The organism is Pseudomonas sp. (genome assembly GCF_050739775.1).
Lineage (GTDB): Bacteria > Pseudomonadota > Gammaproteobacteria > Pseudomonadales > Pseudomonadaceae > Aquipseudomonas.
On record NZ_JBOICA010000001.1, the window covers coordinates 24,686 to 42,313 of the forward strand.

Here is a 17,628-nt window from a genome sequence, read left to right on the forward strand (position 1 = left end):
CCTCAACACACGAAGGAATGACAGGATGAACAAATAATGTTGCATCGTTGCACAGGTGTCAAGCGGCATCTGACATCAAAACGCCTTCTTCCTCCAAAATCTTGCCGGAGGCTGCCAGGGCCTCGGTGACCATCTCTTCGAGCACCTTCTCGATGGCCTTCTTCCAGCGCCAGTAGGTGGTCCGATTCAGGCCTTGGCCGTCCCAGGTGTTTATGTCGTAGAACTCTGCCGGCAGCACGATCATGTCGGTGGAGCGCTTCACGTACTGGTCGCGGCGCGCCTGTCCTGCATCCTCTGGCATCTCGCCGCCCGCCAGGTGCCTGACCACGCCAGCATGCAGCGACTCGAACTCAGCACGCTCACGGGCCGCCCGGCTGGCCACCTCGTGCCCGATTTGCGGCTGCACTCCCTTCACCGGCGGGATGGCCCAGGCGGTGACCGCCTTGTAACGGAACAAGTCCGGCGCCTGGGTGGCGATCAGCGGAACCAGCTTGCCAATCGCGTCGACCTTCTTAGCCTTGTGGGTGGAGAACCTGGCTGTCAGCGCATTCCAGTGTCTCGGGATCAACTTGCTGTGCAGGCGGGCATGCACCCAGCAGTCCACGAGCATCGCCGCATCCTTGCCGGTGATCTCCCCCTTCAGCTTCGAAGCCTGCACCTTCGGCTCGAAGTCGCCACCACCCACGCCGCTCATGGTCTCTGCCGCCAGCGCACGCACTACTGCTGCCAAAACGCTCTGGTACTTCATGGCTTACCCCCTGCCCGCTTGGATTTCCTCAAGATGAATTCTTCGCTACTACGCTCGCGGGCGACTGCGGCACCCCAGGCAAGCACGGCGCCGGATGCCACGAGCATCACGGCCAGAATAAAAAACGCCAATGCTGTGGTCATGCTGCAGCCTCCTTCAGCTGTTTGATCTTTGCCCGGTACTCGGCCTTGATGGCCTTCAGGTCGTCGATGGTGTGCTTGCTGGCCTGATGAGGCCCTTCCAGCCAGGCCACCCGGTCGGCACCGATGCGCTGCACCAACCGAATTCGGTACTCGACCGCGTTACCGGAGAGGTTGCGATTGCACTTCACGCATTGGCGGTGAACGTTGAGCGGCTCGAAGCGCAGCTCCGGGCAGGCGCCAACAGAGCGGTAATGGCCGGCGTCCCAGCGGCTGCCGGTGATCAGGTCGTGGTCACTGGGCAGCGAGTCGCAGCTGATGCACGGCAGGTGCTGGTCGCGCAGGCGGATGTAGGTGTTGAACTCGGCCTGGGCCTCGCGCATGTAGTCGCCGCGGCTCTTGAGCTTCTCCTTGCGGACCTTGATCTCGCGGCGCTTGCGCTGGTTGATAGCCTTATGGGCCTTTTCCCGATGACGCGGGGCATCGAGTGCCGCACAGGCCGGACTGCATACAGCCTGCCCCATGCGTGAAGGGACGAATGAGGCCCCACACGATGCGACACAGCATTTTTTCGGCTTGGGCAGCTTCCTTTCGATCGTCATGCGGCCTCCTGGCTCAGCAGGTCGTCGAAGACCACACCATGGGCGGTGAAGTCAGCAACGATACGGTTGGTGTAGGCGATGCCCTGGGCGCGATTGAAGAGACTGGTTACCGGGAAACCGTCCGGCCCCAGCAGCTTGCAGTCGCCCATCAGGCCAAGCTTCTCTTCGTAGTTGAGGTGCTTAGTGGTTCGGTACCAGGCCGCTCGGTAGTCCTCATCCTCGTTGATTAGGATCTGCACGCCGTGGTGCAGCTTGCAGTACTTGCGGGCCTCCGATGCGTCACCGATCTGGGTCATCTCGGCAATGCGTTTGTAGAAAGCGAACCACAGGGCGTTCTGGTCCAACGTGCGGTCCTTGCCAGGGCGCAGGCTCACCACCACGAATTTCTTGTCGCGGTACATGGTGGTCAGGCAGGTGATGGCCTCGGAGAGCTTGGCCTGGCAGTTGACGCTGATACGGTCAGCCATGGGATACCTCCTTCGCTATGGCTGCGTCGACGGCCTTGTCCGTGAGCTCTGCCCGGCGCAGCTCATCACACACGTGCACGTCAGCCCAGGCGTGCAGGTACTCTTCATCGCGCAGCCACCGGTATCGCTCGGCATCCTTGCGCAGCGCCGCAGCCTCTGCCCTGGCATCATTTAGCGAAAATGCCAGCCTCTTCTTGTCAGCGGCGTAGGCGTCGTGCGCTTCGCGGGCAAGACTCAGCTCTGCCAGCAGCTGGAGGGCGACCTCCTCCACGGTGTGCTCCCCAAGGAATCCATCCAGAGCGTCGGTGCGCTCCTGCAGGTCCTGGCCGCCAGCCCTCCAGGCGCCTACCACTGCCCACAGCAGGGGCTGCAGTTTTGATTTGTCGATATTCATCAGAATCCTTCCTTCGATTGCGCCGCGGCGATTGCCTCGCGGGCCTTACGCTTGCGCAGATATGTATTGACCCGATCGGATTGGGCCTTCTTGCGCTTCTCGCGGTCCTGCCGGGCCTTAGCGGCCTCAACGATTGATCGGACTTCAGCGAGCTTCTCGCGCAGCTTCGGGGATGCTTGGACAGGGGCACCGGTGAGCAGTCCGGCGATGGCCTGGCCGTCTTCGGTGATGGGCGCGATGCGCAGATCGGCCAAGTACTTGGTGCCCGACTCCTGGGTGATCAGTTGCATACGAACAGCCGATTCGATGGCTGTCACTCGACGAACCGGATCGAATCCGAGGGAAACACTCCAGGCAGCTGGCTTAGCCTCAGCCCGCGCTCCGGCAACCAACCTTTCGTAGGCGCTCATGAACGCCATCCTGGCGCCGACCTTGTCGCCCAGCGCAAGCACCGGTTGCGCCGCGGCCATGGCCTGCTGAATCTCGGCAGTCATCACCACGGTCTCGCTTTCATCACTGGCAGTCAGGGCAATGGACCACGCCTCATCCTTGCCAGGGCGACCGTCAGCGGCCTGCACTCGCTGCAGGATGTCGGCCATGGCGAGCTTGCCCTTCACTTCCAGTCGGCAGGCCTTCAGGGCGGCGCGGACGGTAGCTACTGGGTAAGCGCAGAGGTCCTCGGCCATCATCGCCGCAGTGCCTGGGTTCATTTCCTGCCCCATGGCTTCAGCCGTAGCGCAAATGGCAGCAGCCAGCCCTGCAACCTGGGCATCGTTCATCTCACAGGTACTCATTGCGCTCCCCTGCCTGGCGCTTGGCCAGAACCAGTTGAGCCGCCTGTTCAGCTGCGGACAGGTTTGCTTCGGTGCGCTCCATCTGGCGCGCGGTGGTCCCGTTGACGCGCTGACCGGTCATCCATTGGGTGTGGTAGCTCTCAGCATTCACCAGCAGTTCGTTGAGGCTGTGACACTTGCGCAGAACTGCCGCATCGCTGGTTTTCAGGTAGTGGGCGGCAACGTGGTGGGCGACGTCGGCACCGAGACGGTCAACCAGTTGGCCGAGCTGGCCACCGACCTTGGCGTTCCACACTGGCCAAGTGCTGTAGCGTTTGCGGTAGGCCATGGCGTAGTTCGCCCAGATCTTGAAGGTTTTGCAGGCCTGATCCTTCGGGCCAGGCATGTCGGCCGGGATCTCAACCCGGGGGGCATCAGTGCGATCAACAACCAGCACCAAGCCGCGGGACTGGTTCGGCTTGTCCGAGGCGTCCTGCAAGCTGTGACTGGTCCCCTGATTGGTATCCTGATTACTGGTATCCTGATTTGTCGGAGATTTTTCCGACCCTGGCTCGGATTTTTTTCCGACCTTGCTCGGAGATTTTTCCGAGGTAGATCGGATTTTTTTCCGACCCTTGGTTTGTGGTGGGGTCGGATATTTTTCCGACCCATCCTGCTTCTTGTTCCACTCAGCTGCCTTGGCGGTCAGGCGGAAAAGGGTGATGTTCGAAGTGCTGGAAAGCTCGATCAAACCGGCTTCTTCCAAGGCCTTCAGCATCCGATAGGCCGTGTCGGGCTTGTCGGTCAGCAAAGGCAACTCTTCCACGATCTTGGCCTTGCTCAGTGCAAAGAAGATCCCGTCATCAGTCTTCAACGCTTTTGCCCAGCTCGGGCAGCCGTAGACGAACGCGAACAGCAGCGCTTGCTGGGAGTTCAAGCCCCACTCAAGAGCCTTCGCCTGGTTGATCGTCACGGTAAATTGCATGTCAGATCTCGCCCAGGTTGTACTGGGCCCACAGGCCGGCCACCCAGGTGACGCCCTTCGGGGTGAATTTGGTCTGGTTGAAAGCGTGACCGCCGTCAGTGGTACCAGTCTTGATGTCAAAGCGTCCGGCGTCGATGTGCTGCTGGTAGGCCTGCCACTCCCCGCCCATGCGATACATGATCTTTTTATCCAGGAGGAACTCACGGAAGCGGGCCTCATTGGCCCTCAGGAGCTTGGCGGTCTGGCGAAAGCCCTTGAGGCCGGTTGCATCGACGTACTTGTCGACGAACTCGACCTTTGGAGCGGCAATCGCCAAGGCGTGCTGAGCAACCTGCTTTTGCTCCATCTCATCGGCCCAGGCCCGCGCAGCAGCCACAGGATTGGAAAAGTCAGGGAGAGTGGCGATTACACGCGGTGCAGCCTGCTCAAGCTCATGCAGCCGGTGGATCACCTTTCGGCGCAGCGGAATGCTGTATCCGGTGAGAAGGGTTTCGGTTAGCTCGCGATCAAGGTGGAATTCTGCGGTGTACCCGCGTGAATCCTTGGCTTCACGGACATGGCTCAGATCTGAGCCATCCTGTTCCAGCGCGTCTAGCATTTCGCGAATGTCACGAATCACGTTCTTGTGAAGCTTTCCGGTGAGCTCAGCAATCTCTGCGCTGCTCATCATCACTTCGCGCGCCACGAAATCGTGGTTCGCATTTTGTGGCGCGGCCCGCTTGAGGGCCTGTACACTTTGGGTCTGCATATGCATAATTCCCTTCAGAGTTTTGTGTTGCAGAGAGCCGGTCTAGCCACCGGCTTTTTTGTGCCCGCAATTCGGGCTTATCAGGGCCTAGTCAGGCCCTGCGGTGAAACGGTGTCACAGTGCCCCGCGGATTCCGGGGCTTAGTGCGGTTAGCCAGTTCTTTTCGGATCAACTCTGCTGCAAGGGCATCGGGGGTAATCCCCCTTCGTTCCGCCTCCTGCTCTAGCTGCTCCATCAGTCCCTGGTCCAACCCGACCTGTTCAGTCGGCATGGGGCCTCCTCCGGGCCTTCAGGCCACGTGCTGATCGCCGGTATTCTCGGAGGACAAAGCAGCCAACTGCGCTTCCAGCAATTCGCGGCACAGAACGGCGCGCTGTGTACGATGGAACTTCGCCAGGGCTTGAATCAGTTCGAATGTGTCCTCATCGACCCGGACCTTGATCTCACGGTCATGTAGGTGCTTGGGATTGGCGTACATGCGGGTCTTGCTCCTTAAGCTGCTTTCTGGTTGCGTTCAGCCGATTTTTTTGCGGCTCGTTCTGTTTTGCTGAGCAGGGTTTCGATCGACTTTCCCAGTTCGTAGCGAACATCCGCGCCGCCTTTCGCTGCTCTGCAGATGGTCGGTTGCGTGGTATCGCAGTCTTTGGCGATCTGCGCCTGAGACAGCCCAAGCTGAAAAAGGCGTACCAGCATCATTTGGACTGTCATGGCCGTCCTCCTATGAAGTTTTGCATACCAAATCATACGGAAACTGATAGCCCGGAGCAATACAATTCCTCGTATACGTTTTTGTATGGTGATTTTATGAGCGTGGCAGATAGGCTCCGCAGCAAACTGCGAGAGCTTGGCTTGAATGAAAGTGAGCTGGGCAGGCGGGCCAAGGTGCCACAACCCACAATCAATAGGATTCTCTCTGGGGAAAGTCAGAGCCCAAGGAAGAGCACTATTGAACCTATCGCCATGGCGCTGGGCGTCTCTCCCGATTGGCTTCTGTTCGGCGGCGGCGAGGAAAAAACGCGAGAACTAACCTCCCCGAGCGAAAAGGAATACGCTTTGATCCCCCAGTTCACAGCTCGCGGCGCCTGCGGCAATGGTTACCTCAATGAACACGTAGAGGTAACCGAAGGCTTGGCCTTCAAGCGCGAGTGGATCAGGCGCATGAACTCAAAGCCCGAGAACCTGTTTGTTATCTACGCCGATGGGGACAGCATGGAGCCCTATATTTTTGAGGGTGATGTTGTTCTTTTCGATACATCGAAGGTGGAGCCCAAAGACAAGCAGGTGTACGTTATCCGTCGCCCGGATGGCGGTAACAGCATCAAGCGATTGAGCCAGCAGCTTACCGGCTCCTGGGTGATTCGCAGCGACAACCCGGACAAAATTTCATATCCAGATGAGCCTGTCAGTGAGGCTGCTTTGCATGACATGCCCTTCCTCGGAAAGGTCATCTGGAGAGGTGGCGGGATAGGTTGAAATTCAACAAGTTGTTTTGAGCTTTTACCCTGGGAGGGAAACCATGCGTCATGTAGCTCTCGCCGCGTTGGCGATATCGTTCGTTTCAGGTTGTGCTGTTCCGCCAAAAAAACCTGACATGCTGCTCCATAATGTCCAGCCAACACCGGTGTGCAGCGGGGAGAAACAGTGTTCAGCCATGTGGGCGCGGGCCATTGAAGGTGCATCGATGGTCACTCGCATGAAGGTTATGTCAGCTAACGACACCTTCATTCAAACGTACCCGACTAGTCAGATCGGATTCCTCAATGGCCAGGTGTTCAAGCAGTCCCTTGGTGATGGGAAATATGCGATCAGGGGAACCTTCAGCTGCGCCCCGTATTCCTGGTGTGACAGCTTCCGGAATTCGACCCAGCACACCTTCAATATGTGGGTACAGGGTTACGACCCAGTAAACTGATCCGACATATACGTTAAGAGCCCGCCAGGTGCGGGCTTTTTCATACCCACAGGAAAAATTATGCAAAACCGTATTGACTGGAATTATGAGTATTCGTATAGTTCATCCATCGCAGTCACCCAACAGGGACTGCGGAGGCCCTCAACCGGACCGCTGCTCTTTAACAACCAGATGAACGCCGAGCTGGCCGATGCATAGCCAGCGGACGTACCGCGCAACGGTACGCAGCGATTCGACCTCATGTCGGCGCTGGGCATAGGAGACCTCATTCGGAGGGCGTAGCTGGAGAGGCTGCGTGGTGGTGAGTAAGCGTTTGGCCTTGGGACCGTGATCCCGTGTCGCGCTGAAAGTCACTGACGGGAAAGCGACCGTTGGCCTATGCAAGGAGTAGAGATTACCTGCCCGTTAACAGCGGGCAGGATGCTCTCCAGGTGGCCCTACTTCGGGACCACGCGGAGAGCAGGATCAGCAGACGATGAAAATTGAAGGACTGACGGTTGAAGTGATTCCAAAGCCAGGCACTGAAGAGTTCGACCAGCTGGCTAAGCAGTTCGCCGAGGCCGCTTACGCCCACTTTGTTGAGCTCTGGCGACAGGGCGAAGAGCAGGCCTCTGGTGTGCCGGCGACAGGATTTCTCGCTAGCGAATGATCTCGACGGGGTTAGGGCGAGGCATCTGCGGTGGCTCGTACGGCTTCGAGAACACCGAGTGGATTACCCCGCAGTCAGCGCAGCTGGCGATCAGGAAGTTGGGGGTTGCCGGGGCAGCTTGAAAGAAAACCTTCTTCAGGCCTTCTGCTCCGCATCCTGAGCACTTTGGTTTTGCAGCTTCCATGTTATTGCCTCAACGGTTGTAGGGACTTGAGAGGCTACCACGGCCCGGCGCGGCCAAACATCCGGGCACCATTCGATTCAAGCCAGCGAACGACGCCAGTAGCGGGTCGCGGCAGATTTCCTCGATGCCCTTCTTGCGAGGGGTATCAGGGAAATCAGACCGGTGCAATGTCATGTGCGAAGAGTCGAAGGTATGCACGCACTGCAAGAAGCTGTTGAGCTTAACCATGTTCCATTCCCGGAACGGGGTAGCTGGAGCAGCATGCCAGTGCAAAGAATGTGCAAAGCAGCGCGGGGCCACGTATCGGGAAAAGAACAAAAAAAAGATCCAGGAAAAAGACCGGCGCTACATACAGGAAAATAAAGAAAAGATCGCCGATCGAGACAAAATCTACGTAACCGGCAACCGCGAAAAGGTCACTGCAAGGCGAGCGAAGCACTACGAAGAGAATAGGCTAGCCCAGATTGCCAGGACCAAAGCCTGGCAGGCTGCTAACAAAGAGAGGCTTACCCAAAGGCGCAGGTCGGAGTCAGAGAAGCTTACTGATTCATATATCAGGCACGTACTTAGCAGTAGAACATCCCTCAGTAACTCAGACATACCATCCGAGCTAATACCGCTGAAGCGGTTGCAGCTACTTATCACACGCGCAGCGAAGGAAATGATTGATGAAGAACGCTGAAGAGCTTCGGAAGAACCTGGCCGACGTCTTCCGCCAGTTGCAAGCAGGCGAGATCGACGCTAAGGACGCCTCAGAGTTGGCCAACCTCGGCGGCAAGATGATCAACAGCGCCAAGGTTCAAGTCGAGTATTTCGCGCTTCGCAAAGAGGCGCCGAAGATTGCTTGGCTTGAGCAAGATGCCGAATCCTGATCAACCACCCTGGAGGGCAAGACGATGAACGCTGAACAGATAGAGCGAGTTCGGGGGATTGTTCAGGAAATCGCGACCGACGAAAGCATCAGTTTTGACGAGGCATTCTCGATCGCGATGAATCACCTGAAATATTGGGCTGATGAAATGCCTAAGGGCAGGCCATTCTCAGGCGGCGGATCATCTCAAGCGGGGTGTAGCCAGCTCGACCAGTCGCTTGACTGACTGACGAATACCGAAGGATCAGCAGGGTATGAGAATGGCGCCGCAATCGCTTTAACTCTCTCCCTTAGCTCATAGGTGGTCAGTGAGCTTGATCCGTAATAAGTGCCGGGTGGCATCCTGAGAAGACCATTGTCCCCCTGAACTGTTCTCTTGAGCCCGAGCGCTTCCAGCCCCTTATGCAGGTCAGCATACTCCTCGCTGTCTGCCTTGAAGATCTCAACCCGCACCATGTATTCCGCCATAACGATGTTCCTTATCTCGGCTGTGGAGATCGGAGCATATGGTTTTCCCTCGACTGTGGAAAGCGAAGGAACAGGGAGCCTGCCCCTGTAAAAACAGGCTTGATTCCCTGACAGCCGGAAAGACGGCCCGATGCCCTGCTCCCCATCGCAGGCTGCATCGGGGTGTGATCTGGAAAGGCGACTCCATACCGGGCGCGACGTCAACGCGCTGAGCCCTTGAGGCGGTACTGAATGGGCGTCCTTGCGATGACAAGCGCAGATCACACCCCGATGCAGATCGCATCACCGCAGGCGAATCCGGGGCCTTCCCGGCCAGACCAGATGCTTCCCGGGCAGCGCCGGGCGCCTGCATCCCCTTCCCTTCAAATCGACCGCATCGGCAGGTGCCAGGCCAGTCTCACGGCTGGGCTTGGTCACCCGCGCCTGGCATCTGACCAATGCGGTCCAGAGGATCAGCACATGCATGACTGCACCGATACCCAGGCCGTGTGCCGGGGCTGCGGCCTCAAGTTGCGCGGGTCGCCTTCTTGGAGAGGCGGCGTGGCCTACCACCCTGAGACAGACGGCGAAGTGCACCGCTGCCATTACGGCGGCTGGGTCTGCTCCCGGCGCTGCGACATCAAGGCCTGCGTTGAACTGGAGGGGACCATGCCCGGATGCGGCACGGTGAACAGCTTCCAGCGACTTTCCCCTTACGCGAAAGAGAGCATCAATCGCCATTGGCCGGAGGCAACATGAGCGGCTGGACCAAGTGCAGCGACAGGCTGCCCGAGCTTCAGGATGACTCTGTTCTCGCTTACGCAGACGGCACATCAAAGCACGCCGGGCCACACGCTTGGCCAAAGGGCGGCATGGATATGGTTCACATCCAGGACTACTTCGGAGATGTGACCTGCGGCCTCGATGATGCTGGAAACCAGCTCTACACGCAGATGTACCTGAGCAATGGCGTGACGCACTGGCAGCCCCTTCCTTCCCCACCCACCGAGTAACCCACCACCTGGAGGCGTCCATGGATAACGAGCTCTATGCAGACAGCGCCCAGGCGCGGGCCATGGATAAAAGCCTGGCGGGTGGCTATGACGACCCGTGGGGCAGCGACCTATCGCCTCAGGAGGCTGCAGCAAACAACAGGGCCTGGCTGGAAATGCTCCGCACCCAGGAGGCAGCAAGGCTCGCGAGTGGCAAAAAGGTACGGGCCCAGGCCCTGGCCAAGATGGAATCGATGTGTGGAAGCGGCGCCGCCGCAAGGAGAACTGCATGAATCAGCAGCAGCGTGATCATCAAACTGCTGTCGCCTGGATCGAGGGGGAGATAGAGAACCTGATTCGCGATATCGGCAAACCAAACGCTAGCGCCGCGGCCACTTCGGCGATCACCCTGGCCTTCATGCTTCGGGTGATTAGCGACACTGAGCATCGCCACTTTCGCGACCGAATCGACCAGATCTACGCGAGCTACAACGCACAGTTCAAGGGGGCAGCATGACGACGGCACCGGTTAAAAGTCTGATCGACGAGCAGCTTGAGCATATTGAGCGCTCTCTTGCGGTAATCAGCTTCGGCATTCCCTTCAATGAGGCCGTGGGCCTGCCTCGCGAAACGCCTGTTGCGAGCCTGACCCGGCGACTTGCGACAACAATGAAGGGGCGCCGTATCGCCATCCGTGTGCGGCCATGACCTGCTATCAACGGGCCCGGCGCATCGCGCTTTGGCGCGGTTCTGCCATCACTCTCCTCCTTTGCACTGCCTGGATGCTCGCAAGCGCATACGCCGGCGCCCTCACCCACTGAGGCAACCATGAACACATCACCCCGCCTGGCCGCCCAGCTTGACTGGAAGACGGTCGGAGCCTTCTCGCCCGAGCAATTCAACGGCGAGCAGCGCAAAGAGTACGAAGATGAAGCTGCACGCCTCGAGCGGCAGTGGGACAACCAACCGAACTGAGGACACCCCCATGTTCAAGAAAGCCGAACGCAAGCAGGCCAAGCTACGGCTGGCACTTGCTGGGCCATCTGGATCAGGCAAGACCTTCTCCGCACTGCTGATGGCCAAGGGCCTGGGCGGTCGAATTGCGGTCATCGACACCGAGCAAGGCAGCGCATCGCTCTACTCTGACATTGCTGACTTCGATGTTTTGGAGTTGCAGGCACCCTTCGCGCCAGAGCGTTACGTTGACGCAATCACTGCGGCCGAGGCTGCTGGATACAACGTTCTGATCATCGACAGCTATTCCCATGAGTGGACAGGCCCAGGCGGCTGCCTCGAGGCGAACGAAACGCTCGCCCACCAGAAGTTTCGCGGCAACACATGGGCGGCCTGGAACGAGACCACTCCCCGTCACCGTCAGCTGACGAACAAGATCCTGACAAGCTCCCTGCATGTGATCTGCACCATGCGTAGCAAAACAGAGACCGTGCAAGGGGAAGGCAAGAAAATCGTGAAGCTCGGCATGAAGTCGGAACAACGGGACGGTACCGATTACGAGTTCACAGTGGTGCTAGATCTGACACACGACTCTCACACCGCACTGGCCAGCAAAGATCGGACGAAGCTGTTCGATCAGCCAGAGCTGATCAGCGAAGACACTGGCCGCCGCCTTCTGGCCTGGCTCAACTCAGGGGTGAGCCCTGAGGCACGCGCCAAAGAATTGCTGGTAGACGCCATCGCGGACATCGCCAGGGCACCCGACATGGCAGCACTGGAATCGGCGTACAACGCTGGCAGGGTGATCGTGCAAGGCTTTGACAGCCTCAAGCCAGCATTGGTCGCCGCCAAGGACAAACGCAAACACGAACTCACCCCTCAGGAGCAATCGGCATGAATGCCTTCATCTTCGACAGCGAAACAACCGGCCTGAACGAGCCTCAACTGGTAGAGGCCGCCTGGCTGCAGCTGACCGCCATCCCAGGTCTGCCAGTTGGAAGCGAATACCTCCAGCGCTTCATGCCTGAGAAACGGATCGAGCTCGGGGCCCTAGCTACCAGCCACATCCTCGACGAAGACCTGGTGGGCTGCCCGGCCCACACCGAGTTCGAGCTACCTGCCGAGGCAGAGTACTTGATCGGCCACAACGTCGACTACGACTGGGGCGTCATCGGTCGGCCAGAGGTCAAGCGCATCTGCACCGCGGCGCTGAGCCGTATGTTGTGGCCAGATGCCGACACCCACACGCAATCGGCGATGATCTACCTGCACTACCGCAGTGAGGCGCAGGGCCTGCTGCGCAATGCCCATGCCGCGCTCGATGACGTGAAGAACTGCCGCCTGCTTCTGATCAAGATCATGGATGCCCTGGGCGAGCGCCTCGGCCGCCCTGTGGCTGACTGGGAAGAGCTCTGGGCCCTCTCTGAGGATGCGCGAATCCCCACGGTGATCTGCTTCGGCAAGCACCGCGGCGCCAAGTTCTCCGATTTGCCAGCCGACTACCGCCGCTGGCTGCTCAATCAGCCGGATCTTGACCCATTCGTACGTAAGGCGCTGCAGCGCTAGGAGCCCTCATGGCACGTGGAATCAACAAAGTCATCCTGGTCGGCACCTGCGGCCAGGACCCAGAGGTTCGCTACCTGCCCAACGGTAACACAGTGACCAACCTGAGCCTGGCCACAAGCGAGCAGTGGACTGACAAGCAGACCGGCCAGAAGGTCGAGCGCACCGAGTGGCATCGGGTCACCCTGTTCGGCAAGGTCGCCGAGATCGCTGGGGAGTACCTGCGCAAGGGCTCCCACGTCTACATCGAGGGCAAGCTGCACACCCGCGAGTGGGAGAAGGACGGGATCAAGCGGTACAGCACTGAGGTGCACGTCGACATGAAGGGCACCATGCAGTTGCTGGGTGGCAAGCCGCAGGACGGCGGGCAGCAACAGTCTCGGCCCCAGCAGCAGCGCCAGCAGGCACCTCAGCAGAACCAGCAAGGCGCCCCAGGCCCGGACTACGACAGCTTCGACGACGACATCCCCTTCGCCCCACTGCATCACCTGGCCGGGGCGTAGCCATGAAGGCCCGACGGCTCCGCCTGCTCTACCCCACGGCCTACTACCAGGGCCGGGCCTGCCGCCAAGACGGAAAGTGCCGCCTCTCCCAGCCCTACGGAAACATGACCGTAGACGGCGGGTGGTGGAATGCGGGCTGGCACGACATGGATATGGAGCTCACCTATGAAACCCAAACGAACGGCCCTGCAGCGTCACCGGCGCCGGGCACAGGTTCACTCGCCGCCCAGCGGATTGAAGGAGGTGGTGTATGGCGATGACGCCGCAGGAGCGCGACGAGCGTCGGCGCGAGAAGGCAGCTCTACTGGGGGAGCAAGACCTGAGGCTGAAGCTTGGCGTGTCACACGCCAGACAGCTTTCCGATCTGATGGCCTGGGCCGAGATTGAGGAGAGTGGTGAGGCGCTAACCCTACTGATCTACAACGCGCACTCGCTCGGAAGGTCGAAATTTCCATTCTTCGCCGCCGGCGCCCACCTGGAAATCGAAAGTGACCAGCATGCGCCAGCAAATCGAGTCGAGATCCGGCTCATGGCGCGTCGCGGCACTGTTCAGGCGCTGGATTCGATGGGCGAATGGATCAACGCTGCCGACCGAAGCTTCATCATCCGCGTTCTGATCGAGCGGGTACATGCTCTCGGGCCGATCCAGTCCCTCACGCTGTTTGCTTTGCCGCCGCGCCACAAATTCGCAATCAGCAATTCTGTGGCGCGCACCCTGGATGAATGGCGAATGCAGCGCCAGCTCCGCGCGCCAGACATCTGGCTGGGCAGTGACCCGGACGACAAAGGCCTGCTACTGCTTGTGGCTTCAACCTGACGCGCCAGCTTTTGAGATATCACGAAAGCTGGCGTACCAATTCGAAGCAGCAGGTGTGGGCGAGCTGAGGCGCGACCCTGGCGTTGAAGTGGTTAGGCCGAAACCTGACGTAGCGTAAACTATTCTGTTACTGCCGCTCTTAAATGCCCGAAAGGTCCTTTGGCGTCATTAATGCGTTTTGCTAACTCTTGAGTTTTCAATTTTCTATCACTGTATAGCTCCTCCAACAATAGATCTAAAATATCGAAAGCATCGAGCGCATGCGAACGCTGCAAGCCTGAACCGGGATGACTTCCATAATTCCCAAGCCACCTAATTGCGTGAAACAATGCAACAACGCTTTCCCTTTCGCTCGGAAGTCCCTGTATTCGCTTAGCGAAGGAAATAAAACCTCCTTTATCATCAAGAACATCGACACCTAAATCCGTTAATATCTCTTCCGCAGCTGCGCGAATACTATTGCAGCAAGAATCTGGATGAGAAAAATATAGTGCGCCAGCCGCATCGACCTGTTCCTTCACTCGATAGGGTGTTCTATCAGGACAATTAGCAATACTGAGAGCCGGGTAAAAAAACTTCGGATCAAAATAAGTAACGTCTAAAGCATTCCACTCCCCATTATCATCCACCTCATGCTCTCGCTCAACACCGCCAGAACCGATCAAGAAAACAATTTCCAAACAAATAGGACACTTCAACTTACAGCTAAACCTCAGAACAACTAGATCTGGATCCCATCCTTGCTCTTGATCCTTCTTAGATTCTTCAGTTTCTTCACTTTCAAACTCACCTTCCAGCTTCAATCTTCCCCCGCGACAATGTGGGCAAATATAGGCTGGGATTTGATTTATCCTAAATGCATAAAGCAGGGCATTCCTTTCCATCTTCATTCTATTCATTCCCTTATGTTGACCTAATAAGTTGGCTAATAAACCACAACCACCCACCAAATTGCCACCATGCCGCATCCATCCAAGGAGTGCGGCGCATGCATGGAGAAAGCCATGGATAAGCACACTAAGATCCGAATCGCCGAGATCCCTGGCGAATGGACAGAGCGCACCCGCTCCGGCCACACCAACATCTGGAACGGCAAGAATCACGACCGGCCGCACCGCAACGGCTTGCCGGAAGTGAAGCTTGAGCCGCCGGAAAAAGGCCTGTACGCCGAGCGCATCGACGGCGCCTGGTACTGGATTTCGGGCTGCAACAAGTGCAACGGCACGACGGGAAAGTGGAGCTACATCGTCTGCGACAATCACAACGCCTGTCACCACTGCGGAACCCATCGTTCGAAGCTCACCGAGACGCCCTGGGGACATTCCGAAGGCTTCACCTGCAAGCCTTGCCAGGATCGCATCGACGCTGCAACCAAGGCGGAGGCCCTGGCCAAGTTTGCCGAATCGGAGTTCGGCGACTCGGACTTCGAATATCAGGACGAGTGCAAATGCCCGCACTGCGCGACGGCCATTCACTTGGAATCGGAAGACCACAGAGACCAGGAAATGACCTGCGACGTATGCGGAGGCCGCTTCGAGCTGACCCTGAACTACGAGGTCACCTATAGCACTGCCGTCATCGGCGAGCGCGTCACCGCCTGATCAAGGAGCGATCCATGAGCAACTACAACTGCGAATACGTTCGCCGCCATTACGACGTACCGGCCGAGATTGGGCGTCGGGTGATCGCCAACGGTGAGCCCGGCGTGATCATCGCCGATCGCGGCCAATACATAGGCGTCATTCTCGACAGTGACCCGAAGAAGCGCATCCGCAACTACCACCCAACCTGGGAGATGCAGTACGGCGAAATGGCCGAAGAGCTGCCGCTGAAGCAGTTCGAAGTGCTTACCAACGGAATGTATGACTGGGATGACGTGAAGTACATGCTCGGCGATGCGCGTCATTACGTGCGGCGCGTATGGGCGGCTACACGCAGCCAGGCCAAGTACCGGGCCTATCAAGAGCTGGCCGAGTGCTTTAACGACGATGCCACGGCCATGCTGACCTTCAGGGTTCGCGCGGCCTGACCTTCTCGCGCTGACAGCCAGCGCCAGGATCGACTTCAGCCTTTTCGTAGGTCTTCCTCGCTCAAGTCCAAGTCTGACCTGTACCGAGCAATGGCAATGATCTGCCGCAGGCCGATAACCACCTCACGCTTCTGCTTGTCATCTGGAACGCCAAGCTGCTCCAACATTCTCTCGGCCTCTTCCTCGATTGCTGCAAGTGCTTCTGTATCGCTTTGCAGGGTCATGTCGGGCTCCAGTCCGGATGCTTGGACATCAATTGATAGCCCTCTTTTATGAATCACGCCACCCCGGCGAGGGCGGCGCCTGCAATGGAGATTGCCATGAACCCCTACCAGATCACTGGGCCGGCGCAGATCGGCGTCAGTGGTGGCCGCACAAGTGGACACATGCTCTGGAAAATTCTGGAGGCCCACGGCGGCAAGCTACCGGCAGACGTGCACGCCTTCTTCCAGAACACCGGCAAGGAACGGGAGGAGACGCTGGGCTTCATCGACGCCATGACCAAGCACTGGGGCGTCAACATCGTCTGGATGGAGTGGTGCCGGGTGTACGGCCAGCCGGACGACGCGCCCTGGTACAAGATCGTGGATTTCGAGACGGCCAGCCGCAACGGCGAGCCATTCACGATGATGCTTGAGTACTACCAGGCATACCGGAGGACTGAGAAGAACCTGCCAGCGGTTCTGCCGAACTTCAGCAACAACATGTGCACCGCCTACCTGAAGGTGAAGATCGGCGAAAAGCACATGCGAGCCCTGGGCTACGACGAGTGGGACTGTATAGTCGGCATCCGCTACGACGAGCCCCGCCGCTACAGCCGGATGATGACCGCCAACGAGCGCGGCAATGCGCGATGGGACAGCGTCTGCCCATCGTACGTCGCTGGCATCATCAAGGAAGACGTGGCGGCTTTCTGGGCCGAACAGCCTTTCGACCTGGGCATGGATTCGGACTACGGCAATTGCGACCTGTGCTGGAAGAAGAACGAGGCCAAGCTGATCAGGACCATCCAGGAAGACCCTTCAAGGGTGATCTGGTGGTCTGGCACCGAAGAGCGGTTCGGCCAAGTATTCCGGCAGGACCGCCCCAATTATCGGGCATTGGCCTGGTCAGCAGACCAGCGCTCCAGGCAAACGGACTTCGATTTCGACTACCTGGCGGAAGATATTGACTGCTTCTGCGGTGATTAGCCGCCAACGAGTGGCGTGATCGGAGCTGAACTGAAACCAATCCAGACCCAATAAAGCGCTGCTACAAGCACAGCAGCAACTACGGGGTAAGCCAAAAAATCTAGCAGGTACAGAAACCAAACCTTTGCGCTTGCGAAAAATTTCGCTCGACCCTCAATTGGGTAATGCTCTGGCATCTCCAGCTTGGCTCTTAGGTAGTCGCCTCTAAAGTCGTTGCTAGAGTGCGTCTCATAAAGTTTTAAAACGTCGTGATACTCCTTCCAGCAAGAATCGTAGGTAGTCTTATCGAACTCATCGTCATTAGCCTTCGGATGCGATTTTTGCTTCAATTCACCAAGTTTTGATGCGCAGGAATACATTTTTTCTGAGCGACTGGAAAAATCGTTTTTCTCCATAAGAAGCGAGTACACCAACACCGCTATCGAAGCGAACACCTGGAGTAGTACAACTTCCTTCTTTTTGATGTTCACTCCTAAATCGTACGCCTGCATCAGAGATACAAGTATCAGCACAAGAGATAAAACAACGACGGTGTAAGTAGAAAGCTTCGCATGCAGCTTCAGCCTGCGCGCAGCATGAAACCTCGTTTTAGATGTTGCATCCATTTTTTTATACAGATTTTTAAAGCTATCTGATTGTGCCATTTCGCCCCTCCTTTCC

Annotated in this window: 31 protein-coding genes; 18 read left to right on the top strand and 13 right to left on the bottom strand. The window is 58.0% G+C overall.

Going from position 1 to position 17,628, the window contains the following annotated elements:
* Positions 1-58: 58 nt before the first annotated feature.
* From ACRESH_RS00205 to ACRESH_RS00250, 10 genes are all read right to left on the bottom strand, one after another.
* Positions 59-748, bottom strand: coding sequence for a hypothetical protein (locus ACRESH_RS00205; RefSeq protein WP_431740043.1), 690 nt, complete (start codon positions 746-748; stop codon positions 59-61).
* Positions 745-891: a hypothetical protein gene (locus ACRESH_RS00210; protein ID WP_431740044.1), complete on the bottom strand. Its 147-nt coding sequence runs from the start codon at positions 889-891 to the stop codon at positions 745-747. The genes ACRESH_RS00205 and ACRESH_RS00210 overlap by 4 nt, the downstream gene beginning before the upstream one ends.
* Positions 888-1,490 carry a recombination protein NinG gene (locus ACRESH_RS00215; protein WP_431740045.1) on the bottom strand — a complete coding sequence of 201 codons (603 nt, stop codon included), beginning with the start codon at positions 1,488-1,490 and terminating at the stop codon, positions 888-890. Before ACRESH_RS00215 ends, ACRESH_RS00210 begins: the two co-directional genes overlap by 4 nt.
* Positions 1,487-1,957 (bottom strand): hypothetical protein, encoded by a 471-nt coding sequence (locus ACRESH_RS00220; protein WP_258593574.1) that lies wholly within the window; start codon positions 1,955-1,957, stop codon positions 1,487-1,489. The genes ACRESH_RS00215 and ACRESH_RS00220 overlap by 4 nt, the downstream gene beginning before the upstream one ends.
* Positions 1,950-2,351 carry a hypothetical protein gene (locus ACRESH_RS00225; RefSeq protein ID WP_431740046.1) on the bottom strand — a complete coding sequence of 134 codons (402 nt, stop codon included), beginning with the start codon at positions 2,349-2,351 and terminating at the stop codon, positions 1,950-1,952. Before ACRESH_RS00225 ends, ACRESH_RS00220 begins: the two co-directional genes overlap by 8 nt.
* On the bottom strand, positions 2,351-3,145 hold the full coding sequence (locus ACRESH_RS00230; protein WP_431740047.1) for a hypothetical protein: 795 nt from the start codon (positions 3,143-3,145) through the stop codon (positions 2,351-2,353). Before ACRESH_RS00230 ends, ACRESH_RS00225 begins: the two co-directional genes overlap by 1 nt.
* Positions 3,132-4,109, bottom strand: coding sequence for a phage replication protein (locus ACRESH_RS00235; RefSeq protein ID WP_431740048.1), 978 nt, complete (start codon positions 4,107-4,109; stop codon positions 3,132-3,134). Before ACRESH_RS00235 ends, ACRESH_RS00230 begins: the two co-directional genes overlap by 14 nt.
* Position 4,110: 1 nt before the next feature.
* Positions 4,111-4,863 (bottom strand): phage antirepressor KilAC domain-containing protein, encoded by a 753-nt coding sequence (locus ACRESH_RS00240; RefSeq protein WP_431740049.1) that lies wholly within the window; start codon positions 4,861-4,863, stop codon positions 4,111-4,113.
* A 283-nt stretch (positions 4,864-5,146) separates the two neighbouring features.
* Entirely contained in the window at positions 5,147-5,335 is a 189-nt protein-coding gene (locus ACRESH_RS00245) for a hypothetical protein (protein WP_119687397.1), read from the bottom strand.
* A 14-nt stretch (positions 5,336-5,349) separates the two neighbouring features.
* Positions 5,350-5,565, bottom strand: a complete 216-nt coding sequence (locus tag ACRESH_RS00250; protein WP_159388569.1) for a hypothetical protein — start codon at positions 5,563-5,565, stop codon at positions 5,350-5,352.
* A gap of 96 nt (positions 5,566-5,661) precedes the next feature.
* On the opposite strand from ACRESH_RS00250, the gene ACRESH_RS00255 reads away from it, so the two are divergent.
* The 15 genes from ACRESH_RS00255 (at position 5,662) to ACRESH_RS00325 (ending at position 13,749) form a co-directional block, all read left to right on the top strand.
* Complete coding sequence (locus ACRESH_RS00255) at positions 5,662-6,330, top strand: XRE family transcriptional regulator (RefSeq protein ID WP_159388568.1); 669 nt, start codon at positions 5,662-5,664, stop codon at positions 6,328-6,330.
* Between the two features lie 43 nt (positions 6,331-6,373).
* Positions 6,374-6,769, top strand: coding sequence for a hypothetical protein (locus ACRESH_RS00260; protein WP_431740050.1), 396 nt, complete (start codon positions 6,374-6,376; stop codon positions 6,767-6,769).
* A gap of 475 nt (positions 6,770-7,244) precedes the next feature.
* Positions 7,245-7,418, top strand: coding sequence for a hypothetical protein (locus ACRESH_RS00265; protein WP_431740051.1), 174 nt, complete (start codon positions 7,245-7,247; stop codon positions 7,416-7,418).
* Between the two features lie 852 nt (positions 7,419-8,270).
* Positions 8,271-8,474 carry a hypothetical protein gene (locus ACRESH_RS00270; protein ID WP_431740052.1) on the top strand — a complete coding sequence of 68 codons (204 nt, stop codon included), beginning with the start codon at positions 8,271-8,273 and terminating at the stop codon, positions 8,472-8,474.
* Positions 8,475-8,498: 24 nt separating this feature from the next.
* A complete protein-coding gene (locus ACRESH_RS00275) occupies positions 8,499-8,699 on the top strand; it encodes a hypothetical protein (protein WP_431740053.1) in 201 nt (66 codons plus the stop codon).
* Positions 8,700-9,400: 701 nt separating this feature from the next.
* Positions 9,401-9,679 carry a hypothetical protein gene (locus ACRESH_RS00280; protein WP_431740054.1) on the top strand — a complete coding sequence of 93 codons (279 nt, stop codon included), beginning with the start codon at positions 9,401-9,403 and terminating at the stop codon, positions 9,677-9,679.
* Positions 9,676-9,933 carry a DUF551 domain-containing protein gene (locus tag ACRESH_RS00285; RefSeq protein ID WP_431740055.1) on the top strand — a complete coding sequence of 86 codons (258 nt, stop codon included), beginning with the start codon at positions 9,676-9,678 and terminating at the stop codon, positions 9,931-9,933. Before ACRESH_RS00280 ends, ACRESH_RS00285 begins: the two co-directional genes overlap by 4 nt.
* 20 nt (positions 9,934-9,953) lie before the next feature.
* Complete coding sequence (locus tag ACRESH_RS00290; RefSeq protein WP_431740056.1) at positions 9,954-10,205, top strand: hypothetical protein; 252 nt, start codon at positions 9,954-9,956, stop codon at positions 10,203-10,205.
* Positions 10,202-10,429: a hypothetical protein gene (locus ACRESH_RS00295; protein WP_431740057.1), complete on the top strand. Its 228-nt coding sequence runs from the start codon at positions 10,202-10,204 to the stop codon at positions 10,427-10,429. Before ACRESH_RS00290 ends, ACRESH_RS00295 begins: the two co-directional genes overlap by 4 nt.
* A complete protein-coding gene (locus ACRESH_RS00300) occupies positions 10,426-10,620 on the top strand; it encodes a hypothetical protein (RefSeq protein ID WP_258663718.1) in 195 nt (64 codons plus the stop codon). Before ACRESH_RS00295 ends, ACRESH_RS00300 begins: the two co-directional genes overlap by 4 nt.
* A 120-nt stretch (positions 10,621-10,740) precedes the next feature.
* Positions 10,741-10,887: a hypothetical protein gene (locus tag ACRESH_RS00305; RefSeq protein ID WP_258663719.1), complete on the top strand. Its 147-nt coding sequence runs from the start codon at positions 10,741-10,743 to the stop codon at positions 10,885-10,887.
* Positions 10,888-10,897: 10 nt separating this feature from the next.
* Positions 10,898-11,764, top strand: a complete 867-nt coding sequence (locus tag ACRESH_RS00310; RefSeq protein WP_254502144.1) for an ATP-binding protein — start codon at positions 10,898-10,900, stop codon at positions 11,762-11,764.
* Entirely contained in the window at positions 11,761-12,432 is a 672-nt protein-coding gene (locus tag ACRESH_RS00315; RefSeq protein ID WP_431740058.1) for a 3'-5' exonuclease, read from the top strand. Before ACRESH_RS00310 ends, ACRESH_RS00315 begins: the two co-directional genes overlap by 4 nt.
* 8 nt (positions 12,433-12,440) lie before the next feature.
* Positions 12,441-12,932, top strand: a complete 492-nt coding sequence (locus ACRESH_RS00320) for a single-stranded DNA-binding protein (RefSeq protein WP_431740059.1) — start codon at positions 12,441-12,443, stop codon at positions 12,930-12,932.
* A gap of 250 nt (positions 12,933-13,182) precedes the next feature.
* Entirely contained in the window at positions 13,183-13,749 is a 567-nt protein-coding gene (locus ACRESH_RS00325) for a hypothetical protein (RefSeq protein WP_431740060.1), read from the top strand.
* A 119-nt stretch (positions 13,750-13,868) separates the two neighbouring features.
* Here ACRESH_RS00325 and ACRESH_RS00330 read toward each other — a convergent pair whose 3' ends face one another.
* Positions 13,869-14,765 (bottom strand): DUF4145 domain-containing protein, encoded by an 897-nt coding sequence (locus ACRESH_RS00330; RefSeq protein WP_431740061.1) that lies wholly within the window; start codon positions 14,763-14,765, stop codon positions 13,869-13,871.
* On the opposite strand from ACRESH_RS00330, the gene ACRESH_RS00335 reads away from it, so the two are divergent.
* A complete protein-coding gene (locus ACRESH_RS00335; protein WP_431740062.1) occupies positions 14,754-15,350 on the top strand; it encodes a hypothetical protein in 597 nt (198 codons plus the stop codon). The two genes, ACRESH_RS00330 and ACRESH_RS00335, sit on opposite strands and share 12 nt — an antisense overlap.
* Before the next feature lie 14 nt (positions 15,351-15,364).
* On the top strand, positions 15,365-15,778 hold the full coding sequence (locus tag ACRESH_RS00340; RefSeq protein WP_431740063.1) for a hypothetical protein: 414 nt from the start codon (positions 15,365-15,367) through the stop codon (positions 15,776-15,778).
* Between the two features lie 35 nt (positions 15,779-15,813).
* Here ACRESH_RS00340 and ACRESH_RS00345 read toward each other — a convergent pair whose 3' ends face one another.
* On the bottom strand, positions 15,814-16,002 hold the full coding sequence (locus tag ACRESH_RS00345) for a hypothetical protein (protein ID WP_431740064.1): 189 nt from the start codon (positions 16,000-16,002) through the stop codon (positions 15,814-15,816).
* A gap of 96 nt (positions 16,003-16,098) precedes the next feature.
* Between ACRESH_RS00345 and ACRESH_RS00350 the strand changes: the two genes are divergently transcribed.
* Positions 16,099-16,968 (top strand): hypothetical protein, encoded by an 870-nt coding sequence (locus ACRESH_RS00350; RefSeq protein ID WP_431740065.1) that lies wholly within the window; start codon positions 16,099-16,101, stop codon positions 16,966-16,968.
* Here the strand turns inward: ACRESH_RS00350 and ACRESH_RS00355 are convergent.
* Positions 16,965-17,612, bottom strand: coding sequence for an SLATT domain-containing protein (locus tag ACRESH_RS00355; RefSeq protein WP_431740066.1), 648 nt, complete (start codon positions 17,610-17,612; stop codon positions 16,965-16,967). The genes ACRESH_RS00350 and ACRESH_RS00355 overlap by 4 nt on opposite strands.
* Positions 17,613-17,628: the final 16 nt, after the last annotated feature.